Here is a 17,497-nt window from a genome sequence, read left to right on the forward strand (position 1 = left end):
GCCTGAGCCCTCCCGCCGGCAGCTGTCTCCCACCGGCCGCTGTGGCGGGCCCCGGTCGCGCGCCGCGGCCGGTCGTGGGCCCGGGCGGTTCCAGCCCGATCGGCCTTCTGGCACCCTGCGCGGTCTCGGCCCGGGCGGACACCTGTGGACGGCCGGGGTTGTGACGCATGTGGGGGTTCTGCGCCGCTCACGCTGGTCAGCCCGCACACTGGAGCAGGTCGTATGCCTTGGCGGTGAGCTGGCGTCCGCCCGGCAGGTGGCTGTGGCAGCCATCCGGCGGGTAGTCGTCCGGCGAACGGGGCAGCGACGAGGCGTGCGGCGGACGGGTGGAGGTGAGCGGCGTTGGACGGGTCCATCGGCGGATGGGTGGCACTGGTCGGCGGCGGTCCGGGGCGGGCGGATCTGATCACGGTCCGTGGGCTGCGGCTGCTGCGGATCGCGGACGTCGTCGTGGTCGACCGGCTCGCCCCGCGGGAACTGCTGGCCGAAGCCCGGCCCGGCACCGAGATCGTCGACGCCGGCAAGGCGCCGCATGGCCACAACCTCACCCAGGACGAGATCAACGCCGTGCTCGTCGACCGTGCCTCCCGCGGCCTCGGGGTGGTGCGACTCAAGGGCGGCGACCCGTTCGTGTTCGGCCGCGGCGGCGAGGAGGCGCTGGCCTGCGCCGCCGCCGGCCTGCCCTGCGAGATCGTCCCCGGGGTGACCAGCGCAGTCGCCGTCCCGGCACTCGCCGGCATCCCGGTCACCCACCGGGGCGTCACCCAGGACGTGACCATCGTCAGCGGCCATGTCGACCCGTCCCACCCCGGTTCCACCGTTGACTGGGACGCCCTCGCGACCGGCCCGGGCACGATCGTCGTGCTGATGGGGGTCACGGCGCTCGCCGGAGTCAGCCGCGAACTGCTCAAACGCGGTCGGCCCGCGGACACCCCCAGCGCGGTGATCCACGCCGGCGGCACCCCGGACGAGACCGTCGTCGTCGGCCCCCTGGCCGACATCGCCCGACTCGCTGCCGACGCCGCCATCGCCTCGCCCGCCGTCATCGTCCTCGGTGACGTGGTCTCCCTGCGCGCGCGTCTCCTCGACGGCCACCAGGCGGCCCGCGCGGCCCTGCGCGCTCAGCCGAACGACTCCCCGCCCACCAGCTAGCCGTCCCGTGTCATCCGAGCGTGCTGCGGGCCACTCAGCGCAGGGCGAGGATGCGGTCGTCGCCGGCGCGGGGCTGGCCGCGGCCGTCGGTGTTGTTGGTGATGATCCACACCGAGCCGTCGGGGGCGTCGACGGCGGCGCGTAGCCGGCCCATCGCCGCGGTGCCGGTCAGAACCGCCTGTGGCTTACCCCGTACGGTTGCCCCGGCGAGCTGCACCTCCCACAGCCGCTGCCCGCGCAGGGCGGCGACATACAGGGTCGAGCCGCGGATCGCGATGCCGCTGGGGGAGGCCTGCGCGGTCGTCCAGGTGACCAGCGGGTTGCGGAAGCGACCGCCCTCGGTGTCGCCGGTTCCCTCGACGACCGGCCAGCCGTAGTTCCCGCCCGCCACGATCAGGTTGATCTCGTCGAAGCGGTCCTGGCCGAACTCGGCCGCCCACAGCCGACCGCCCGCGTCCCAGGCAAGGCCCTGGACATTGCGGTGCCCCAGGCTGTACACCAGCGAGCCGGGGAAGGGATTGTCCGGCGGGACGGTGCCGTCCGGGCGCATGCGCAGGATCTTGCCGTTGAGACGCTCGCGGTTCTGGGCCAGGCTGCGGTCGCCGGTGTCGCCGACACCCGCGTACAGCATGCCGTCGGGACCGAACCGGATCCGCCCGCCGTTGTGGATGACGCCGTCGGCCAGGCCGGTGAGAATCGGCGTCGGCGCGTCGACCCGCGGCGGCGCACCACGGCCGGTGCCGGTGCCGCCGCCCGTGCCCGCCCCCGCGCCGGTACCCCCACCGGTGACATGGAAGCGGACGATGCGGTTGTCCTGGGCGGACGTGTAGTAGGCGTAGACATACCGGTCGGTGGCGAACGTGGGCGAAACGGCGAGGCCGAGCAGGCCGGACTCGCCGCGGTGCACCACACCGGGCAGCGTCATCAGCACGCTCGGCGTGGTGCCGCCCGGCGGCAGCCGCAGGATGCGCCCGCTGTCCCGCTCGCTGATCAGCGCGTCTCCGGAGGGCAGGAACGCCACGTCCCACGGCGCGTCGAGCCCGTCCACGACCGTCCGTACCCCGGCAGTCCCGCCGCCCCCGCCGGCCCCGGCGGCGCTGCGGGCCTCCCGGGAGGGCGTGGTGCCTCCCGGGGATCCGCTGGATCCGCCGACGGTGGACCCGGTGGGAGAAGAGGTGCCCGCGCTTGGGCCGGCGCAGGCCACCAGGCCCAGCGCGCAGGCCGACACCACGAACGCCCACCAGCGCCGACGGTCGAACCACTGCCGGCCAGGCCGGCTTCGGCCGCGTGCGGTGTCACGCAGGACGCGGATCATGGGACGCCCGGGTGGCATGCGCGATGGTCAGCTGGCGTGCCGGCCGGCGAGGACCGCAAGAATCATGACGATCGCGAGGATCGCCAGCAGCAGCTGGAGGGACAGATTCGCGGAGTTACGCCGCAGGTATTCCCGAGATGCTCGGCAGGTCGGGCACCGGCCTTCGATCACCAGGCCCGAGCAGCTCGCGCAGACCAGATCCTCGCTGCCCATGCTGCCTCCTTCCTGCGGCGTCGGACCGCACCTGCGAAAACATCAAACGTCTCGCCGGGGAGGTTCGTTCCGCCTCGGGCCACGCTGGTGGCCACCACCCTGGTGCGGGAGCCCCCACGGTCGCAGTTCCCACCGCGGAGAAGCCTCGCCGTTGGTGTACCCGTCGTTGGTGTACCCCGGCGGCGGAGCGCCGCCGTGTCGCGACAGAACTGTGCCGGTTTCACCGTACGCCCGCCCGCAACCTTTCACCGCGCCCTCGGCCAGTCCGAGACGCGACCGTGTGTGGTGGGAAACCCCGCCGGGCGGCGCGCCCGCGCGATGCGGCTCCGGTCACGTCCTACCATCTCCGTCACTTAATGTATGCGGTTTGATGCCTCGCGTGAGGAGGGTGCAATGATCGTCCTGGACGCGGTGAGTAAGTGGTATCCCAGCGGCATCCGTCCCGCTCTGTCCGACGTGAGCGTCGAGATCGCCGCGGGGGAGTTCGTGTTCCTCGTCGGCCCGTCCGGCTCGGGCAAGTCGACCCTGCTGCGGCTGCTGCTGCGGGAGGAACGGGCGTCTGCCGGGCAGGTCGTCGTCGCCGGCCGGGACGTCGCACGCATCCCCGACCGCCGGGTTCCGCGGCTGCGCCGGATTGTCGGCTGTGTCTTCCAGGACTACCGACTGCTACCGAACCGGACGGTCGCCGCCAACGTCGCCTTCGCCCTGGACGTCATCGGCCGGCCCCGGCACGTGGTGCGCAGCATCGTCCCCGAGACACTGGAGCTCGTCGGGCTGGGGGAGAAGGCGCAGAGCTACCCCGACGAGCTCTCCGGCGGTGAACAGCAGCGGGTGGCGATCGCCCGGGCGTTCGTCGGCCGCCCGCGGGTGCTGCTCGCCGATGAGCCGACCGGCAACCTCGACCCCGCCACCAGCCTCGAGATCATGGACCTGCTGGACGCCGTCCACCAGGCCGGCACGACCGTGGTGATGGCCACCCACAACGCCGCCCTGGTGGACGCGATGCGCCGCCGCGTGCTGGAACTGTCCGACGGCGTCCTCGTGCGCGACGAGGCCGGTGGCGGCTACGACACCGCCCCGGTGCCCCCGCTCGCCACCGCGCTCCCCACCGCACCGGCGACATCACCGCCGACATCACCGCCGTCATCGGCGCCAGTACCGGCCTCGGCACCGTCGTCGGCGCGCATCCCGGTGCAGCCCGGCCCAGGGGTGCCAGGGACGCCAGGGGTGCCGGGGGCGCCACCGAGTCCCTGGGCGCCGGCTCCGCGCGGACCGGTGGGCTGATGCGTCCGGGACCGCTGGCCGCACTGTGGTGGACGGGACTGCGCCGCAACCTCGCGATGACCGCCTCCGTCATCGTCACGATCACCATCTGCCTGGCAATGCTCGGCGCCGGCCTGCTGCTGCGCGCCCAGGTGCACACCATCGACCGCTATCTGCTCGGCCAGCTCGAGGTTGTCGTCGACCTCACCGACGACATCACCGCCGCGCAGCGCACCGACCTCGAGGACCGGCTGCACTCCGACCCCGCGATCACCGCTGTCCGATACGAAAGCAAACAGCAGGTCTTCGACCGGTTCCGCCGCGACTTCCGCGGCTCTCCGGACGTCGTCGCCGGCGTCGGCCCCGAGGACCTGCCCGCCGCCCTGCGCCTCACCCTCGCCGACCCGCGGGCATCCGGCGACGTCGTCGTCAGCTACACCGGCCTCGACGGTGTGGAGGGCGTCCGTGATCAGCGGGCCCTCCTGCAACCGCTCTACCGTTTCCTCGATGCGTTCACAATCGGCGCGTTCGCCCTCGCCGCGGTCCAGGCTCTGGCCTCGTTCGCGCTGATCTACACGATGATCCGCATCTCGGCACACGGCCGGCGCCGGGAGACCGCGATCATGCGTCTCGTCGGCGCCTCCAACGGGACCATCCGGGCCCCGTTCGTGCTGGAGAGCGCGGTCGCGGGCGTGGTCGGCGGCCTGTGCGCCGCGGGCCTGCTGGTCGCCGCGAAGATCCTGCTGGTCGACGGCCAGTTCACCCGCCAGTCCACCTTCCCCCTGTTCGGCTGGTCGGCCGTGTGGGAATCCGCCGCCGCCGTCCTCGCCGTCGGCCTGCTGGCCTCCGCCGCCATGGCCTCCCTGGCCCTGCGCCGCCACCTGCGCGTCTGACCTCCGATCCGTCGGCGTCTGCGCGTCTCGGTGATTTCCCGACCAAGCCGCCACCTGTGACGGTGGGCAGGTGACGGTGGGACCAGCGCGAAGCTCCTCCTTGAGGTCTGGGTCGTGGTCCGACGCCCACGCGGGGTTCGGGAATCGCGTGCGAACGGTTGGAGCCGATCCGGCGCCTCCGGTGGGTACGAGGGAGGGCTTGATCGCATCCTGCCGAGGCTTGGTGAAGGTTTGAGGCCCTGGATCCTTCACTGAGCCTCGGCAGGATCTGCGGGGCGTGCGGTTCCTCGGTGATGTGGTTGTCCGGAGGTAAGCGATTCGTGCTGCTTCGGACGGCGGGTCGCCGGCGTCCCGGTTTCATGACATTGTGCATTGCATCGAAGACTTAGAGTTATATCGGGGGTGTCTGGGGTCATCGCAGGGGTTGTTATGGGTTCGAGGGCGATTTCGCGATTGGACCGCGGCATGCGGCATGCGGCATGCGGCATGACGGGGTTGACGACGGTGTTGCGGGCACGGGGCGGCGGCGGACGCCGGGTGCCTCGGCATGATCGATATGATGGGGTGTATCGACCGGGAGCGCGTCCACCGATGTCTGTCGTCTGGTCGCGTCGACCACCCGCGTCGCCTGGCCGCGTCCACCGGTGGCGTTAACTGGTGGACGGCGCTGGTAGACCGGTATTTGGTGAACGTCACCGGCGGCTTGCCGGTGGACGGCGCCGGTGGACCGGGTGGACGTCGGCCGGTGGACCTGGCGGACCTGGCGACGGTGCGGGTGGACGATAGGAGAAGGGGCGCAGACAGTGCCGAGGGAGCAGGGGCGCAAGGCCATCGCGCAGAACAAGCGGGCCCGCCACGACTACGAAATCCTCGACACGTACGAGGCGGGTCTGGTGCTGCGCGGCACCGAGGTGAAGGCGTTGCGGGCCGGTCGGGCGTCGCTCGTGGACGGGTTCGCCCAGATCGTCGACGGTGAGGCCTGGCTGCACAACGTGCACATTCCGGAGTACACCGAGGGCACCTGGACGAACCACGCCCCGCGGCGCAAGCGCAAGATGCTGCTGCACCGGGCCGAGATCGAGAAGCTCGTCGGCAAGACGCAGGAGGGCGGCCTCACCCTCGTCCCGCTGAGCCTGTACTGGAAGGACGGCCGGGCCAAGATCGAGATTGCTCTCGCCCGCGGTCGCAAGGCCTACGACAAGCGGCATGCCCTCGCCGATCGGGACGCTGCCCGCGAGATCAGTCGCGAGATGGGCCGCCGGGTCAAGGGCCGCTACACCTGAACGCCAGCCGATCCGCCGCTTCGGCCGGTGCCCCCGCTGTCGACGACGGTGACAGCGGGGGTTTCGGCGCTGGCGATGACGGCCGGCTGTCCCGGTTCGAGGCTCTGCTCACCCCGCAGGGGGCCGAGGTTCTGGCGGCGGCCTGCGCCGTCTATGCCGGGACGGGCGGGTCCGGGGCGGTCGCGGCTCGTGAGCTGGCCGTAGGTACGCGGCTGCGGGCCGAGGGGGTGCCGGCCGAGCTGGTCGCGGTCGCGTTCAGCCAGGCGGAGCTGCGCCATCGAGCCCTGGCCAAGTTCTCGCTTGCCGAGCGGATGTTCTTCACCCGCGCCGGCCTGGAGCAGGCGTCCTCGCAGGCCGCCGCCGCGCATCGGGCCGAGCGCTTCGCGGGCCTGACCCGGCTGGCGGATCTGTGCACCGGCATCGGCGGCGACGCCCAGGCCCTGGTCGCCGCGGCGGGTGGCGAGGCGGGCGCGGCCGAGCGGGAGGTCCTGCTGGTCGACCGGGACCCACTGCACCTGCGGATGGCCGCCCACAACGCGGCACTCCACGCCGCTGCACCGCACGCCGCCGCACCGCACGCCGCCGCACTCCACGCCGCCGCGGACAGCGCCGGTGCCGTGCTCGGCGGTGCGGGGAGCGCTGGCGGCACGTCCCCGGTCACGTCCGTGGGTCGTGCCGAGGTGGGGATCAGGGCGCGGATCGGGACACGGCTGGCGGATGTCCGGGAGGTCGATCTTGCCGGGTTCGACGGGGTGTTCGTCGATCCGGCGCGGCGGGCCGGGGATCGGCGGCTGGGATCGTCCGCCTGTGAACCCCCGCTGCCGTGGTGTTTTGCCCTGGTGGATCAGGTCGACGCGGTGGCGGTGAAGGCCGCCCCGGGGATCGACGTCGCGCAGGTGCCTCCCGGCTGGGAGATCGAGTTCGTCGCGGACGGCCGGGACCTCAAGGAAGCCGTCCTGTTCTCCCCCGCGCTGGCTTCTGCCCGCCGCCGGGCGACGATCCTGCACCCCGGCCCGTCGGACGGTTCCGCGGAACCGCCGGGGAAAGCACCGGCGGCACCGGCGGGCTCGGTGCGCAGGGAGCCGCCAGGTGCCACGGTGACCCTGGTAGGGGAGCCGGACTCACCGGAGTCGGACTCACCTGAGTCGGACGGCCGGCTCGGCGCTCCCGGGAGGTATCTGTACGACCCCAGCCCCGCGGTGACCCGCGCCGGGCTCGTGGGGGAGCTTGCACGCCGTCTGGATGCCTGGCAGATCGACCCGATGATCGCCTTTCTGACGTCCGACGAACCGGTGGGCACCCCGTTCGCGCGTCTGCTGCGCATCGACGCCGATCTGCCGTTCGATGTGCGCCGGCTGAGCGCGCTGCTGCGTTCCCGCGGTATCGGATCGTTGGAGATCCGTCGGCGTGGCCTTGCCGGCGACGTCGACGCGCTGCGCCGTCGGCTGCTTCCGCGCCGCCGTGACCTGGTCCCCGGCGGTCCCGCCGTCACCGTCATGATGACCCGGCTGCGCGACGAACCCTGGGCTCTGGTCTGCGTCCCAGCGACCCCCGTGCCACCGCCACCGTCATCATCGTCGGCGCCACCCCGTCCGGCCGCGGGCGGCAGCTGACGATTGCGCCTCAGGCGTCGGGTGGACGTCCGAGGGCTGTCGCCAGCAGGCAGGCCAGCGCGAGTGCGGCGGCGAGGGCGAGCGGGACGAGGGCCGCGACGTGCAGCAGGCAGGCGCCGCCGAGCAGCGCGCCGCCGAACATCGCCGCGGGTGCGCCGAGGCGGCGGGGGACGTGGAAGCCGGGTCCGCCGGCGAGGCGGGAGTCGACGACCAGGCCGGTCAGCGTCGTGGTCAGCACGTTCGTCGGGACGTCGGGCACGGCCACCCGCCGCGCGGTCGCGTGCTGCAGGCCCATCGCCATCGCCAGCGGCACGACCACCTCGTACCGCAGCCTCGGGTCGTGCCCACCACCGGTGCCGACGGCATCGGTGAGAGCCGCCGCGAGCAGGGCGGCGCCGAGCAGGATGACCTGGGTGCCGATCCCGACCAGCAGCCAGTGCCGTCCGGGTGCGGAATGGCGTCCGATGCGGCCGGCGAGGGCGGCGCCGGTGAGGAAGCCGACGAGGGCCAGCGCGGACAGATCGGCGGACAGGCTCGGGGCTCCGGCCAGGGCGAACGCGAGGAAAACGACGTTGCCGGTCATGTTGGCCACGAACACGTGGCCGAGCCCGAGGTAGCTGGTCGCGTCCACCAGACCGGTCAGGCCGGCCATCGCCATCAGCAGCCACACCCGCCGGTCCGTCTTCTCCGACCGGTCCGCCGGCTCCTCGGACGCCACCACTGGCGTAGTGTCACCCAAAGTGACTGGGAGCGCCGGGTGGGGGCGAGGGGTGGACATGCAGATCGCGATCCTGCTGTTCGAACGGGTGACGGTTCTGGACGCGATCGGGCCGTACGAGGTGCTGCAGCATCTGCCGGACACGCAGGTGGTCTTCGTCGGCGAACGGGTCGGGACGGTGCGCAGCGAGTCCGGCAGCCTGGGCCTGACCGTGGACGCGTCGCTGGCCGAGGTGACGAGTCCGGATGTCGTCCTGGTGCCCGGCGGGCCGGGCCAGAATGACCACATGGCCGAGGGCCCGGTGCATGCCTGGCTGCGGGCGGTGGACCGGACGAGCACCTGGACGACGTCGGTGTGCACCGGCTCGCTGATCCTCGCCGCCGCCGGCCTGCTGCGGGGACGACGGGCGGCGACCTACTGGCTGGCCGTGGACGAGCTGGCCGCCCTCGGCGCCGTCCCGAGCCGCGAGCGGGTGACGTTCGACGGCAAGTACGTCACCGCGGCCGGGGTGTCGTCCGGGCTGGACATGGCGCTCGCACTCGCCGGCCGCATCGCCGGGGACCGGCGAGCGCAGGGCATCCAGCTGGGCATCGAGTACGACCCGCAGCCGCCGTACGACGCCGGCTCGCCCGCCACCGCCCCCGCCAGCCTCGTCGACGCGCTGCGCGGAAAAAGCCGCTTCCGGCCGGGGGCCGTCCCCGGCCGCCGAGACTGCTAGAGACGCAGCGGACGGATCGGGGCGGCCACCAGGGCCGGGTCGGAGCGCCAGTCGGCGCCCGCGACGTCGATGTACAGCTCGATCTCGTTGCCGTCCGGGTCGAGGATGTAAAGGCTGTGCGTGACCGTGTGGTCGGAGGCGCCGACGATCTGGACGCCCGCGCGCTGGATCGTCGCCAGCACCTCGCGCAGCTCGTCGTCGGTGTCGCCGACCTTCAGCCCGAAGTGGTACATGCCGAGCCGGCGTCCGGCCGGGACGGCGGCCGCATCGTCGCCGACCTCGATGAGCAGCAGCTCATGGTGGGTGTGCCCGGCGGAGAACGCTGCCACCGGTGCGCGCAGCGGGCTGCCGCTGTCGTCGGCGGGGTAGGGGAACACCTGGCGCCAACCCAGGACGTCTCGGTAGAAGGTGACGGAGCGTTCGAGGTTGCGCACGTACAGGACGAGGTGCCCCAGTTCCTTGATGGCCACGATGCTCTCCCCGAAGGCGGCGGACGCGGTGCCCGCACGAACGTTGTTGCCGATACAACTATCCCGGGCGCCCGGACATGCCCGCCGCGCCGCGCCTGCCGCCATGGTCTCGCGGCGGGGCGGCGTCCGTCTGGTCCTGGGGTAGACTGTGCCCTCAGCACCATCGCACCTGGGGGTGATCGGTTTCGACTTCGGACGTCGAGACAGGGGAAGCGGGTCGAGGATGAGCGGTTATCTCGCTAACGCTCCGCTCAAAAAAACAGCTGCCAACAAGACGCAGCCTGTTGACGCTACTTACGCCCTCGCAGCCTAAGTAGCTCAACCGTCAGCCTGGGAGTTCCTCCGGCCCAGGATCTGGCGTCGCTAGGAGGATCACCGTCTGGCCCGGTCGCGGGGCGAGGCGGAAAATCAAACAGCGACTGAGCCTATGTCAGCTTGCCTGCGAGTCTGACGGGGCCGAGAAACAAGTAGCAGGCTCCGCCCGAAGAAGCCCTGGTTCGGTGCCGGAGGACGCGGGTTCGATTCCCGCCACCTCCACGAGCTGGCCCGCCGTGGTCGCTGACCTCTGGTCAGCTTCCCGGCGGGCCGCGATGTTTTCCGGGGGATGACCCCCCGAGCCCCCCGCGGTCGAGCTGTGCTCGACGCCACCGCTGCTGCCGCTCTGGGTGGGGTGCTGGCCGAGTTTTCCGTTGCGGGGCGCGCATGGTTCGGATCGGCAGGTGCTCAGGACGTAGTTGCCGCCGTGCCCGTTGACGAGCACCAGCGCGGGGATATCGGTGCTCGGCAAGGCAGCCGAACTAGCAGGATCAGTGGAAGCGGTGTCGCCCTTCGGGGCAGCGCCGCTTTCTCCTGCCGGGGCCTCGGGCGTTTCCCGGTGCGGTCAGCACATCATCGACGGTCTCACCCGGGCTCCGGGCATGTCCTTGGCCCGATCGTTCTGGGGCTGGGACTCCGCTGGATGCCGTCCTCGGGCACGATGGCGTCATGACTGCCTACTGGATCAGTATCTACCAGGAGATCGTCGATGAGAGCAAGGTCGCGGCGTACGCCGCGCTGGCCGGGCCGGCGCTGCGTGCGGCCGGCGGTACCTTCGTGGCCCGGGGCCTTCCCGAGCAGACGTACGAGGCCGGGGAGAAGACCCGCACCGTGCTCATCGAGTTCGATTCGGTCGAGGCCGCCCGGACCGCACACGACAGTCCCGCGTACCAGAAGGCCCTGGCCGTCCTCGACGGCGGTGCCGTTCGTGACATGCGCATCGTGCCGGGCGTGTGACGAGTCGGGACGCTCTGGCTCGAGGGCCGGCACAGCTGGGAGACGAGCGCCGGCGGGAGCTTCGTCGTGTCGATCCTGAGGACCTCGACCGATCTCAGGATCATCCGGTCCTGGGATCGTGAGGGTGCGGTCGGGAGGTCTCCACGGCGGCGGGTTGGGATACCCCCGGCATCGGCCACCCGGGGACGTGCCGCGACGGTGAACGAGGGGTCGAGCTGTTTTCGGCACGGAAAGCCGGGCGGTGTCCCGGCGGGGACCTGACTCGGCGTCACCCGCCTGGTGCGGCGCGCCGGAGCGTCGCCGATCCCCGCCGGATTCTCCATGAACTGGTCGGCCGAGCTGTCCCGACGTTCGTGGCACGACCGGACTCGATCGACGAACGTCGCAGGCCGTGGAAAATGAGTGGCTGTGACCATCGTTCTTGTTCATGGCGTACCGGAGACCGCAGGCGTGTGGGATGTGGTCCGGGCTCGACTCGACGCTCCGTCCGTGGCGGTCGAACTCGCCGGATTCGGGTCGGCCACACCGCCCGGCTTCGCCGGCGGGCGGGACGCCCAGGTCGACTGGATACTCCGCCAGCTCGACGCGATTGCGGATCCCGTCGATCTGATCGGCCACGACTGGGGGTCACCGCTGGCCCTGCGGATCGCCGTGGCGCATCCGGACCGAGTACGCAGCTGGGCTGTCGACGTCGCCGCGGTCTCCCACCCCGACTACGTGTGGCACGGGTACGCACAACTGTGGCAGACCCCGGGCGAGGGTGAAAAATGGATGGAAAAGGCGCTCGCGTCGTCTGTCGATGACCCGGATAATCTTTTCTCCCAGCTCGCCCCCCTCGGTGTTCCGCCGGCCGAATGCCGGAAGATGGCGTCCGCTTTCGACGCGCCGATGGCATCGGCTGTTCTCGACCTCTACCGGTCGGCCGTTCCCAACGTGCACACCGGCTGGGAGACGGCGTCGTCCGGCCGGTCGGTCCGACCCGGGCTGATCCTTCAGGCGACCACGGATCCGTTCGACGACGCCGACCGCTCCGCGCAGGTGGCGCAGGCGCTCGGCGCGGACGTCCTGCGGCTGGAAGGGCTCGGCCATTTCTGGATGGTGGAGGATCCGGTCACCGCCGCGACCGCGATCAACCAGTGGGTCTCCCGCCAGGTCTGACCACGACGGTGACCATGCCGTCGAGGGCGATCAGTCAAGCGGCGACGTCGATGCCGGCGCGAGCGGAGCTGTCGCGGCAGCATCCTGGATGGCACGGGATGACCGGCCGGTCATGGTTCGGGCGCGGTCCGTTATGAGCCCACGCAGCGCGCGGTCGGTCGCCGCATCGGCCGGAGTGACGGCGAACAGGCGTTGGTGGGAACCGTCGAGGGTGGCGAGAAGGTCATAGGCGACGGTCAGCTCGCCGGCCACCGGATGGCAGATGCGCTTGACGCCATGGGAACGCTCCTGCACCGTGTGGTCGTCCCACCAGGCGGCGAACTCGGCGCTGTCTCGGCGCAGGCGCGCGATGACCTCCGCCAGTCGTGCGTCATCGCGGTGACGCGCGAAATCAGCGCGCAGGTTCCCGACGGCCTCCCGCGCGATGCGCGTCCAGTCGAGCTGTGTTTTCCGGGTCCGTGGGTCCAGGAAAAGCAGATAGGCGTTGTTGGCCGCGTCGCCGAGGCCGAAGGTCTCACCGAACAGCGCCGCTGCGGCGGCGTTGCGGGCGAGGATGTCACAGCGAAAATCCATGAGGTAGGCGGGCACCAGCGGCATACCGTCGAGCAGGGCCAGCAGCGAGTCGCTGACCGGGGTGGGCACGGCCGCGTCGATCGGCGCCTCGTCACGCCCGATCAGATGCAGGTGGCGGCGCTCGGCCGGGGACAGGAGCAAGGCGCGGGCGACCGCGTCGAGTACCTCGGCGCCCGGGATGCCCACCCGTCCCTGTTCCAACCGGATGTACCAGTCGACGCTGACCGCCGCCAGTTGTGCGACCTCCTGACGCCGCAGGCCCGGCGCGCGGCGACGGTCGCCGCAGGGCAGGCCCACGTCCTGCGGTCGAAGCCGGGCCCGCTTCGCCCGCAGGAACCGCGCCAACTCCGGGCGTCGTGTCGTCCGCGGGTGCGTCATCTGCCCATGATCGACCCCTGCCCGGGCAGACGCCAGCGGCGATCCTGGTGTTCCGAATGCCAGCATGCGCGACGCCTTCCACCTTCGTGCCGGTGCCTGCACCGTGGTCCGCGCACACCACCGAGCGGGAGGCACTGATGAAATCACCGTTTCGCGTCGCGACCGCTGTCGCGCTCGTGGCAGTCTGCACCGCGGGAATGATCACTGCGGCCACCGCGGGGTCCGGCCCCGCGCACACCGACGGCTACGGATACACGGCTGTCCGCCGCAACATTCCGGACAGGGCGGCCCACTTCCAGGTCAGCAGCCCGGACATGCGTGACGGCGGCGCGCTGTCGGCCAGCCACTGGGCGAACGGGTTCGGCTGCGACGCCCCCAACCAGCCGGTGCGGCTCACCTGGACCGGGGCGCCGGCGGGTACCCGCGGCTACGCGGTCACCCTCTTCGACCCGGACGCACCCACCGGAGCCGGCTTCTGGCACTGGCTGGTCTGGGACATCCCGGCCACCGCCACCCGGCTTGGCCCGACACCGCCGCCCGGCGCGGTGTCGGGCACCGATGACGCGGGCGTCGCCGGCTATCTCGGGCCGTGCCCGCCGGCCGGCGACATCGCCCACCGCTATCAGTTCACCGTGTACGCCCTGGACACGCCCAGCCTCGGTCTGACGGGTACCACGCCACCCACCGTCGTGGCCTTCACCCTGTCCAGCCACGTTCTCGGTTACGCCCGCATCACCGCCACGGTCCAGCGGTAGGGAGGCCTGGGCCCGAGCGAGGACGGCCTCCCTGCACGGGACGACGTCCACGATGGTTGCCTCTGCTTGCCCGTGCACCATCACGTTGGTATACAAGCTGTGACTTAGAGCGCAGACGTTGCCGGCACCAGTGACGCACCGTATCGAATCCGGTCTGACCACGATCATCCACCACCCGATGCGACTCCATGGTCTGGCGGGAGACCGGGCCGGCTGTCACCTGTTGACGGCCATTGCCGTGCTGATCGACGAGGAGGAGAACGGGTGGACCTGTTCGACCTGACCGGCAGGACGGCGGTGGTCACCGGCGGCACCCGCGGCATCGGCATGATGATGGCGCGCGGTCTGCTGCAGGCCGGCGCCTCGGTCTGGATCAGCTCGCGCAAGGCCGACGCCTGTGAGTCCGCCCGTGCGGAGCTGGCCCGGTACGGGCGGGTCGAGGCGGTGCCCGCCGACCTCTCCCGCGAGGACGAGTGCGTTCGGCTCGCGCACGAGGTCGGCGATCGCGAGGAACGCGTCCATGTTCTCGTGAACAACGCCGGCGCGACCTGGGGTGCGCCACTGGCGGAGTACCCGAGCTCGGCCTGGGACAAGGTGCTCGATCTCAACGTGAGGTCGCCGTTCATCCTCACCCAGGCGTTCCTGCCGCTGCTGGAGGCGGCGGCCTCGGAGGACGACCCGGCCCGCATCGTCAACGTCGGCAGCATCGACGGGTTGACGGTTCCGGTCGGGCCGACCTATGCCTACTCCGCGAGCAAGGCGGCTCTCCATCACCTGACCCGTCACCTGGCCAGGGAACTGGGTCCAAGGCGCATCACGGTCAACGCCGTGGCTCCCGGTCCGTTCGCGTCGAAGATGATGGCGGCCACCCTGGCAGCCTCCGGCGACGAGATCGTCGCCGCCGCACCACTGGGTCGCATCGGCCGCCCGGACGACATGGCCGGTGTTGCCGTCTACCTGTGCAGCCGGGCCGGTGCGTATGTCACCGGCGCGGTCATCCCGGTGGATGGCGGGCTGGCGACGACCAGGTAGGAAGGCACAGAAGATGACCGATTTCTCCGTTTCGCTCAACGACGACCAACGCGCACTGCGGAAATGGGTGCACGACTTCGCGGTGGACGTGATACGGCCCGTGGCCGCCGAGTGGGACGAGCGCGAGGAGTTCCCGTGGCCGGTGGTGCAGGAAGCGGCCAGAATCGGCCTCTACAGCGTGGATTTCGTCAGCAACGGCACCTTTGGTGACCCGACCGGCCTCACCCTGCCGATCGCCGTCGAGGAACTGTTCTGGGGCGACGCGGGCATCGGCCTGGCCATCATGGGTTCCGCGCTGGCAGCCGCCGGCATCGCGGCGAACGGTACCCCTGAGCAGGTCATGGAGTGGGTCCCGCAGTGCTATGGGAGCGCCGACGACGTCCGGCTCGGAGCGTTCTGCGTGTCCGAGCCGGACGCGGGATCGGACGTCTCGTCGCTGCGCACCCGCGCCGTCTACGACGAGAGGACCGACGAGTGGGTGCTGGACGGCACCAAGGCGTGGATCACCAACGGTGGCATCGCCGACATCCACGTGGTCGTCGCCACCGTCGACAAGAACCTGGGCGGCAAGGGGCAGGCGAGCTTCGTCGTCCCCCGGGTGGCCGGCCTGAGCCAGGGCCAGAAATACAGAAAGCACGGCATTCGGGCCTCTCACACCGCGGAGGTCGTCCTCGAAGGCGTACGGGTACCCGGTTCGCACCTGCTGGGGGGCAAGGAGAAGCTCGACGCGAAACTGGCCCGCGCTCGGGAGGCGCTCGTGCGGCCCAGTGGCGCGCACTCCGGCAAGCAGCCGGCCATGGCCACTTTTGAGGCCACCCGCCCCACCGTGGCCGCCCAGGCTCTCGGCGTGGCGCGAGCCGCCTACGAATACGCGCTCGACTACGCCAAGGAACGTCACGCCTTCGGCAAGCCGATCATCATGAAGCAGTCCATCGCGTTCATGCTCGCCAACATGTGCACCCAGATCGACGCGGCCCGGCTGCTGACCTGGCGGGCAGCCTGGCTCGGCCACAACGGGACGTACCAGAACGCGGAGGGGTCGATGTCGAAGCTGTATGCTGGCCGAACCGCGGTGTGGGTCACCGAACGCGCCATCCAGATCCTCGGCGGCTACGGCTACACCCGCGAGTTCCCGGTCGAGCGCTGGCACCGGGACGCGAAGATCATGGACATCTACGAGGGCACCGAGCAGATTCAGGAACTCATCATCTCGCGGGCGATCTCCGGGCTCCGAATCGAGTGACGGGAAACCCGGTGCTCCGCTCGGGCCCGGCGCGTCGGCTCTGACGGCTGGCGCGTCGTGCTCCGACAGCGGGTCTACTGCGGGTCCGGGTGCTCCCTGCCGGCGGCGATGGTCGCCGTCACCTCGGCGACTCGTTGCTCCTCCCGTGTGCGCAGGCGTTCGACGTCGAGTGCCTCGGCGGCGTCGTCGTCCTGTGCCATGAGCTGGTCCAGGTCGGCGTCGCCGAGGTCCACAACGCCCATGTCGACGTAGGCCTGCCGCAGCCGTGGGCCCCACAGGCCGATGTCCTTCACGCACGGCACGACCCGGGCGAACAGCAGCGTGCGGAAGATCCTCATCATCTCGCTGGCCTCGACCAGTTCCCTGGCCTCCGCCGGGCGCAGACCGAGGTTCTCCAGGACCTCGACGCCCTGGATCCGGTCGCGCATCAGGTAGCAGCCCTCGATCACGAACTCCTCACGTTCCCGGAGCTCGGCGTCGGAAAGCCCCCGATAGTAGTCGCGCAGCGCGATCCGGCCGAAGGCCACATGCCGGGCCTCGTCCTGCATGACATAGGTGAGCAGCTGCTTCGGGAGCGGCTTCGTCGTGCTGTCCCGGATCAGGCCGAAGGCGGCGAGGGCCAGGCCCTCGATGAGGACCTGCATGCCCAGGTACGGCAGGTCCCACCGCGTGTCGTTCAGGCTGTCGGCCAGCAGGCCCTGGAGACTGTCATTGATCGGGTAGAGCAGGCCGATCTTCTCGTGCAGAAACCTGGTGTAGATCTCGACGTGCCGGGCCTCGTCGACCACCTGGGTGGCGGAGTAGAGCTTCGCGTCCAGGCCGGGGGAGGTCTCCACGATGCGTGCCGCGCAGATCAGCGCGCCCTGCTCGCCGTGCAGGAACTGGGAGAACTGCCAGGCGGCGAAGTGCCGGCGCACCTGTGTACGGTCGGCCGCCGACATGCGGTTCCAGTGGTCGGTTCCGAACAGGACGCTCGCCTCGTCGGGAATGCCCAACGGATCATCGGGGTCGACGTCCAGGTCCCAGTCGATCCGTCTGGTCGAGTCCCACTGCCGGTCCTTGCCCTTCTGGTACAGGTCCAGCAGCCGGCCGTGCTCGGGGTCGTATTCCCAGGTGAAAACAGGGTGGCCGCCGGCGTCGGCGGTCCAGCGGTCTGCTTCGGGGGTCTGCGTGTAGAGATCTCGCGTGGACACCAGCTGTGCTCCCTCATTGCCGGATGACGCTCCCCGACGAATACTGCGCCCTGGTGACCGGGCCGGCCACATCGATCTCTCTATCAGGCCATAGGGGAACAGTATAATGCGACATCGGGGTCGCGGAGGGTTCTGTCGAAAACTCCCAGAATTTGCCGGAGGTATGCTCCGATTCTTTCGGCACGCAACCTGCATGGTGAATTGAGGGCATCCGTGCCGAGTCGTGTGGGAAAATATTCGGCTCGCTGTCCCGTG

17 protein-coding genes and 1 other RNA gene are annotated in these 17,497 nt (G+C 70.8%); 12 read left to right on the forward strand and 6 right to left on the reverse strand.

Going from position 1 to position 17,497, the window contains the following annotated elements:
• Positions 1–342: 342 nt before the first annotated feature.
• Positions 343–1,152: a uroporphyrinogen-III C-methyltransferase gene (cobA, locus tag ND747_RS05080; RefSeq protein ID WP_251732205.1), complete on the forward strand. Its 810-nt coding sequence runs from the start codon at positions 343–345 to the stop codon at positions 1,150–1,152.
• 34 nt (positions 1,153–1,186) lie between these two features.
• Here cobA and ND747_RS05085 read toward each other — a convergent pair whose 3' ends face one another.
• Both ND747_RS05085 and ND747_RS05090 read right to left on the reverse strand, forming a co-directional pair.
• Positions 1,187–2,485 (reverse strand): sorbosone dehydrogenase family protein, encoded by a 1,299-nt coding sequence (locus tag ND747_RS05085; protein ID WP_251732207.1) that lies wholly within the window; start codon positions 2,483–2,485, stop codon positions 1,187–1,189.
• Between the two features lie 9 nt (positions 2,486–2,494).
• Entirely contained in the window at positions 2,495–2,680 is a 186-nt protein-coding gene (locus ND747_RS05090; RefSeq protein ID WP_251732208.1) for a hypothetical protein, read from the reverse strand.
• 393 nt (positions 2,681–3,073) lie between these two features.
• Here ND747_RS05090 and ftsE point away from each other — a divergent pair, with 393 nt between their 5' ends.
• The 4 genes from ftsE to ND747_RS05110 all read left to right on the forward strand — a co-directional run bounded on the left by ftsE (position 3,074) and on the right by ND747_RS05110 (position 7,732).
• On the forward strand, positions 3,074–3,964 hold the full coding sequence (gene ftsE / locus ND747_RS05095) for a cell division ATP-binding protein FtsE (protein WP_251732210.1): 891 nt from the start codon (positions 3,074–3,076) through the stop codon (positions 3,962–3,964).
• Positions 3,964–4,836, forward strand: coding sequence for a permease-like cell division protein FtsX (ftsX, locus tag ND747_RS05100; RefSeq protein WP_251732212.1), 873 nt, complete (start codon positions 3,964–3,966; stop codon positions 4,834–4,836). Before ftsE ends, ftsX begins: the two co-directional genes overlap by 1 nt.
• An 803-nt stretch (positions 4,837–5,639) precedes the next feature.
• Positions 5,640–6,119, forward strand: coding sequence for an SsrA-binding protein SmpB (gene smpB, locus ND747_RS05105; protein ID WP_251732214.1), 480 nt, complete (start codon positions 5,640–5,642; stop codon positions 6,117–6,119).
• A 311-nt stretch (positions 6,120–6,430) separates the two neighbouring features.
• Positions 6,431–7,732 carry a class I SAM-dependent methyltransferase gene (locus ND747_RS05110; RefSeq protein ID WP_374216148.1) on the forward strand — a complete coding sequence of 434 codons (1,302 nt, stop codon included), beginning with the start codon at positions 6,431–6,433 and terminating at the stop codon, positions 7,730–7,732.
• A gap of 10 nt (positions 7,733–7,742) precedes the next feature.
• Here ND747_RS05110 and ND747_RS05115 read toward each other — a convergent pair whose 3' ends face one another.
• The gene (locus tag ND747_RS05115; protein ID WP_251732215.1) at positions 7,743–8,453 is read right to left on the reverse strand and encodes a YoaK family protein; all 711 of its coding nucleotides are present in this window, start codon (positions 8,451–8,453) and stop codon (positions 7,743–7,745) included.
• Between the two features lie 55 nt (positions 8,454–8,508).
• Here ND747_RS05115 and ND747_RS05120 point away from each other — a divergent pair, with 55 nt between their 5' ends.
• Positions 8,509–9,168 carry a DJ-1/PfpI family protein gene (locus ND747_RS05120; RefSeq protein ID WP_251732217.1) on the forward strand — a complete coding sequence of 220 codons (660 nt, stop codon included), beginning with the start codon at positions 8,509–8,511 and terminating at the stop codon, positions 9,166–9,168.
• Here ND747_RS05120 and ND747_RS05125 read toward each other — a convergent pair.
• Positions 9,165–9,638 (reverse strand): VOC family protein, encoded by a 474-nt coding sequence (locus ND747_RS05125; RefSeq protein ID WP_251732219.1) that lies wholly within the window; start codon positions 9,636–9,638, stop codon positions 9,165–9,167. The genes ND747_RS05120 and ND747_RS05125 overlap by 4 nt on opposite strands.
• A gap of 171 nt (positions 9,639–9,809) precedes the next feature.
• Here ND747_RS05125 and ssrA point away from each other — a divergent pair.
• The 3 genes from ssrA (at position 9,810) to ND747_RS05140 (ending at position 12,068) form a co-directional block, all read left to right on the forward strand.
• Positions 9,810–10,178: a transfer-messenger RNA gene (gene ssrA / locus ND747_RS05130) on the forward strand.
• A 444-nt stretch (positions 10,179–10,622) separates the two neighbouring features.
• Positions 10,623–10,910 (forward strand): DUF1330 domain-containing protein, encoded by a 288-nt coding sequence (locus ND747_RS05135; protein WP_251732220.1) that lies wholly within the window; start codon positions 10,623–10,625, stop codon positions 10,908–10,910.
• Between the two features lie 408 nt (positions 10,911–11,318).
• Positions 11,319–12,068 (forward strand): alpha/beta fold hydrolase, encoded by a 750-nt coding sequence (locus ND747_RS05140; protein ID WP_251732222.1) that lies wholly within the window; start codon positions 11,319–11,321, stop codon positions 12,066–12,068.
• 30 nt (positions 12,069–12,098) lie between these two features.
• Here ND747_RS05140 and ND747_RS05145 read toward each other — a convergent pair whose 3' ends face one another.
• Positions 12,099–13,019 (reverse strand): helix-turn-helix transcriptional regulator, encoded by a 921-nt coding sequence (locus ND747_RS05145; RefSeq protein WP_251732224.1) that lies wholly within the window; start codon positions 13,017–13,019, stop codon positions 12,099–12,101.
• A gap of 137 nt (positions 13,020–13,156) precedes the next feature.
• Between ND747_RS05145 and ND747_RS05150 the strand changes: the two genes are divergently transcribed.
• The 3 genes from ND747_RS05150 to ND747_RS05160 all read left to right on the forward strand — a co-directional run bounded on the left by ND747_RS05150 (position 13,157) and on the right by ND747_RS05160 (position 16,049).
• The gene (locus ND747_RS05150; RefSeq protein ID WP_251732225.1) at positions 13,157–13,774 is read left to right on the forward strand and encodes a YbhB/YbcL family Raf kinase inhibitor-like protein; all 618 of its coding nucleotides are present in this window, start codon (positions 13,157–13,159) and stop codon (positions 13,772–13,774) included.
• A gap of 264 nt (positions 13,775–14,038) precedes the next feature.
• Complete coding sequence (locus ND747_RS05155) at positions 14,039–14,806, forward strand: SDR family oxidoreductase (protein WP_251732227.1); 768 nt, start codon at positions 14,039–14,041, stop codon at positions 14,804–14,806.
• A 13-nt stretch (positions 14,807–14,819) separates the two neighbouring features.
• Positions 14,820–16,049, forward strand: coding sequence for an acyl-CoA dehydrogenase family protein (locus ND747_RS05160; RefSeq protein ID WP_251732229.1), 1,230 nt, complete (start codon positions 14,820–14,822; stop codon positions 16,047–16,049).
• Positions 16,050–16,123: 74 nt separating this feature from the next.
• Here the strand turns inward: ND747_RS05160 and ND747_RS05165 are convergent, their stop codons facing one another.
• Positions 16,124–17,242 (reverse strand): ferritin-like domain-containing protein, encoded by a 1,119-nt coding sequence (locus ND747_RS05165; protein WP_251732231.1) that lies wholly within the window; start codon positions 17,240–17,242, stop codon positions 16,124–16,126.
• Between the last annotated feature and the right edge of the window lie 255 nt (positions 17,243–17,497).

The organism is Frankia sp. R82, assembly GCF_023716925.1.
Lineage (GTDB): Bacteria > Actinomycetota > Actinomycetes > Frankiales > Frankiaceae > Frankia.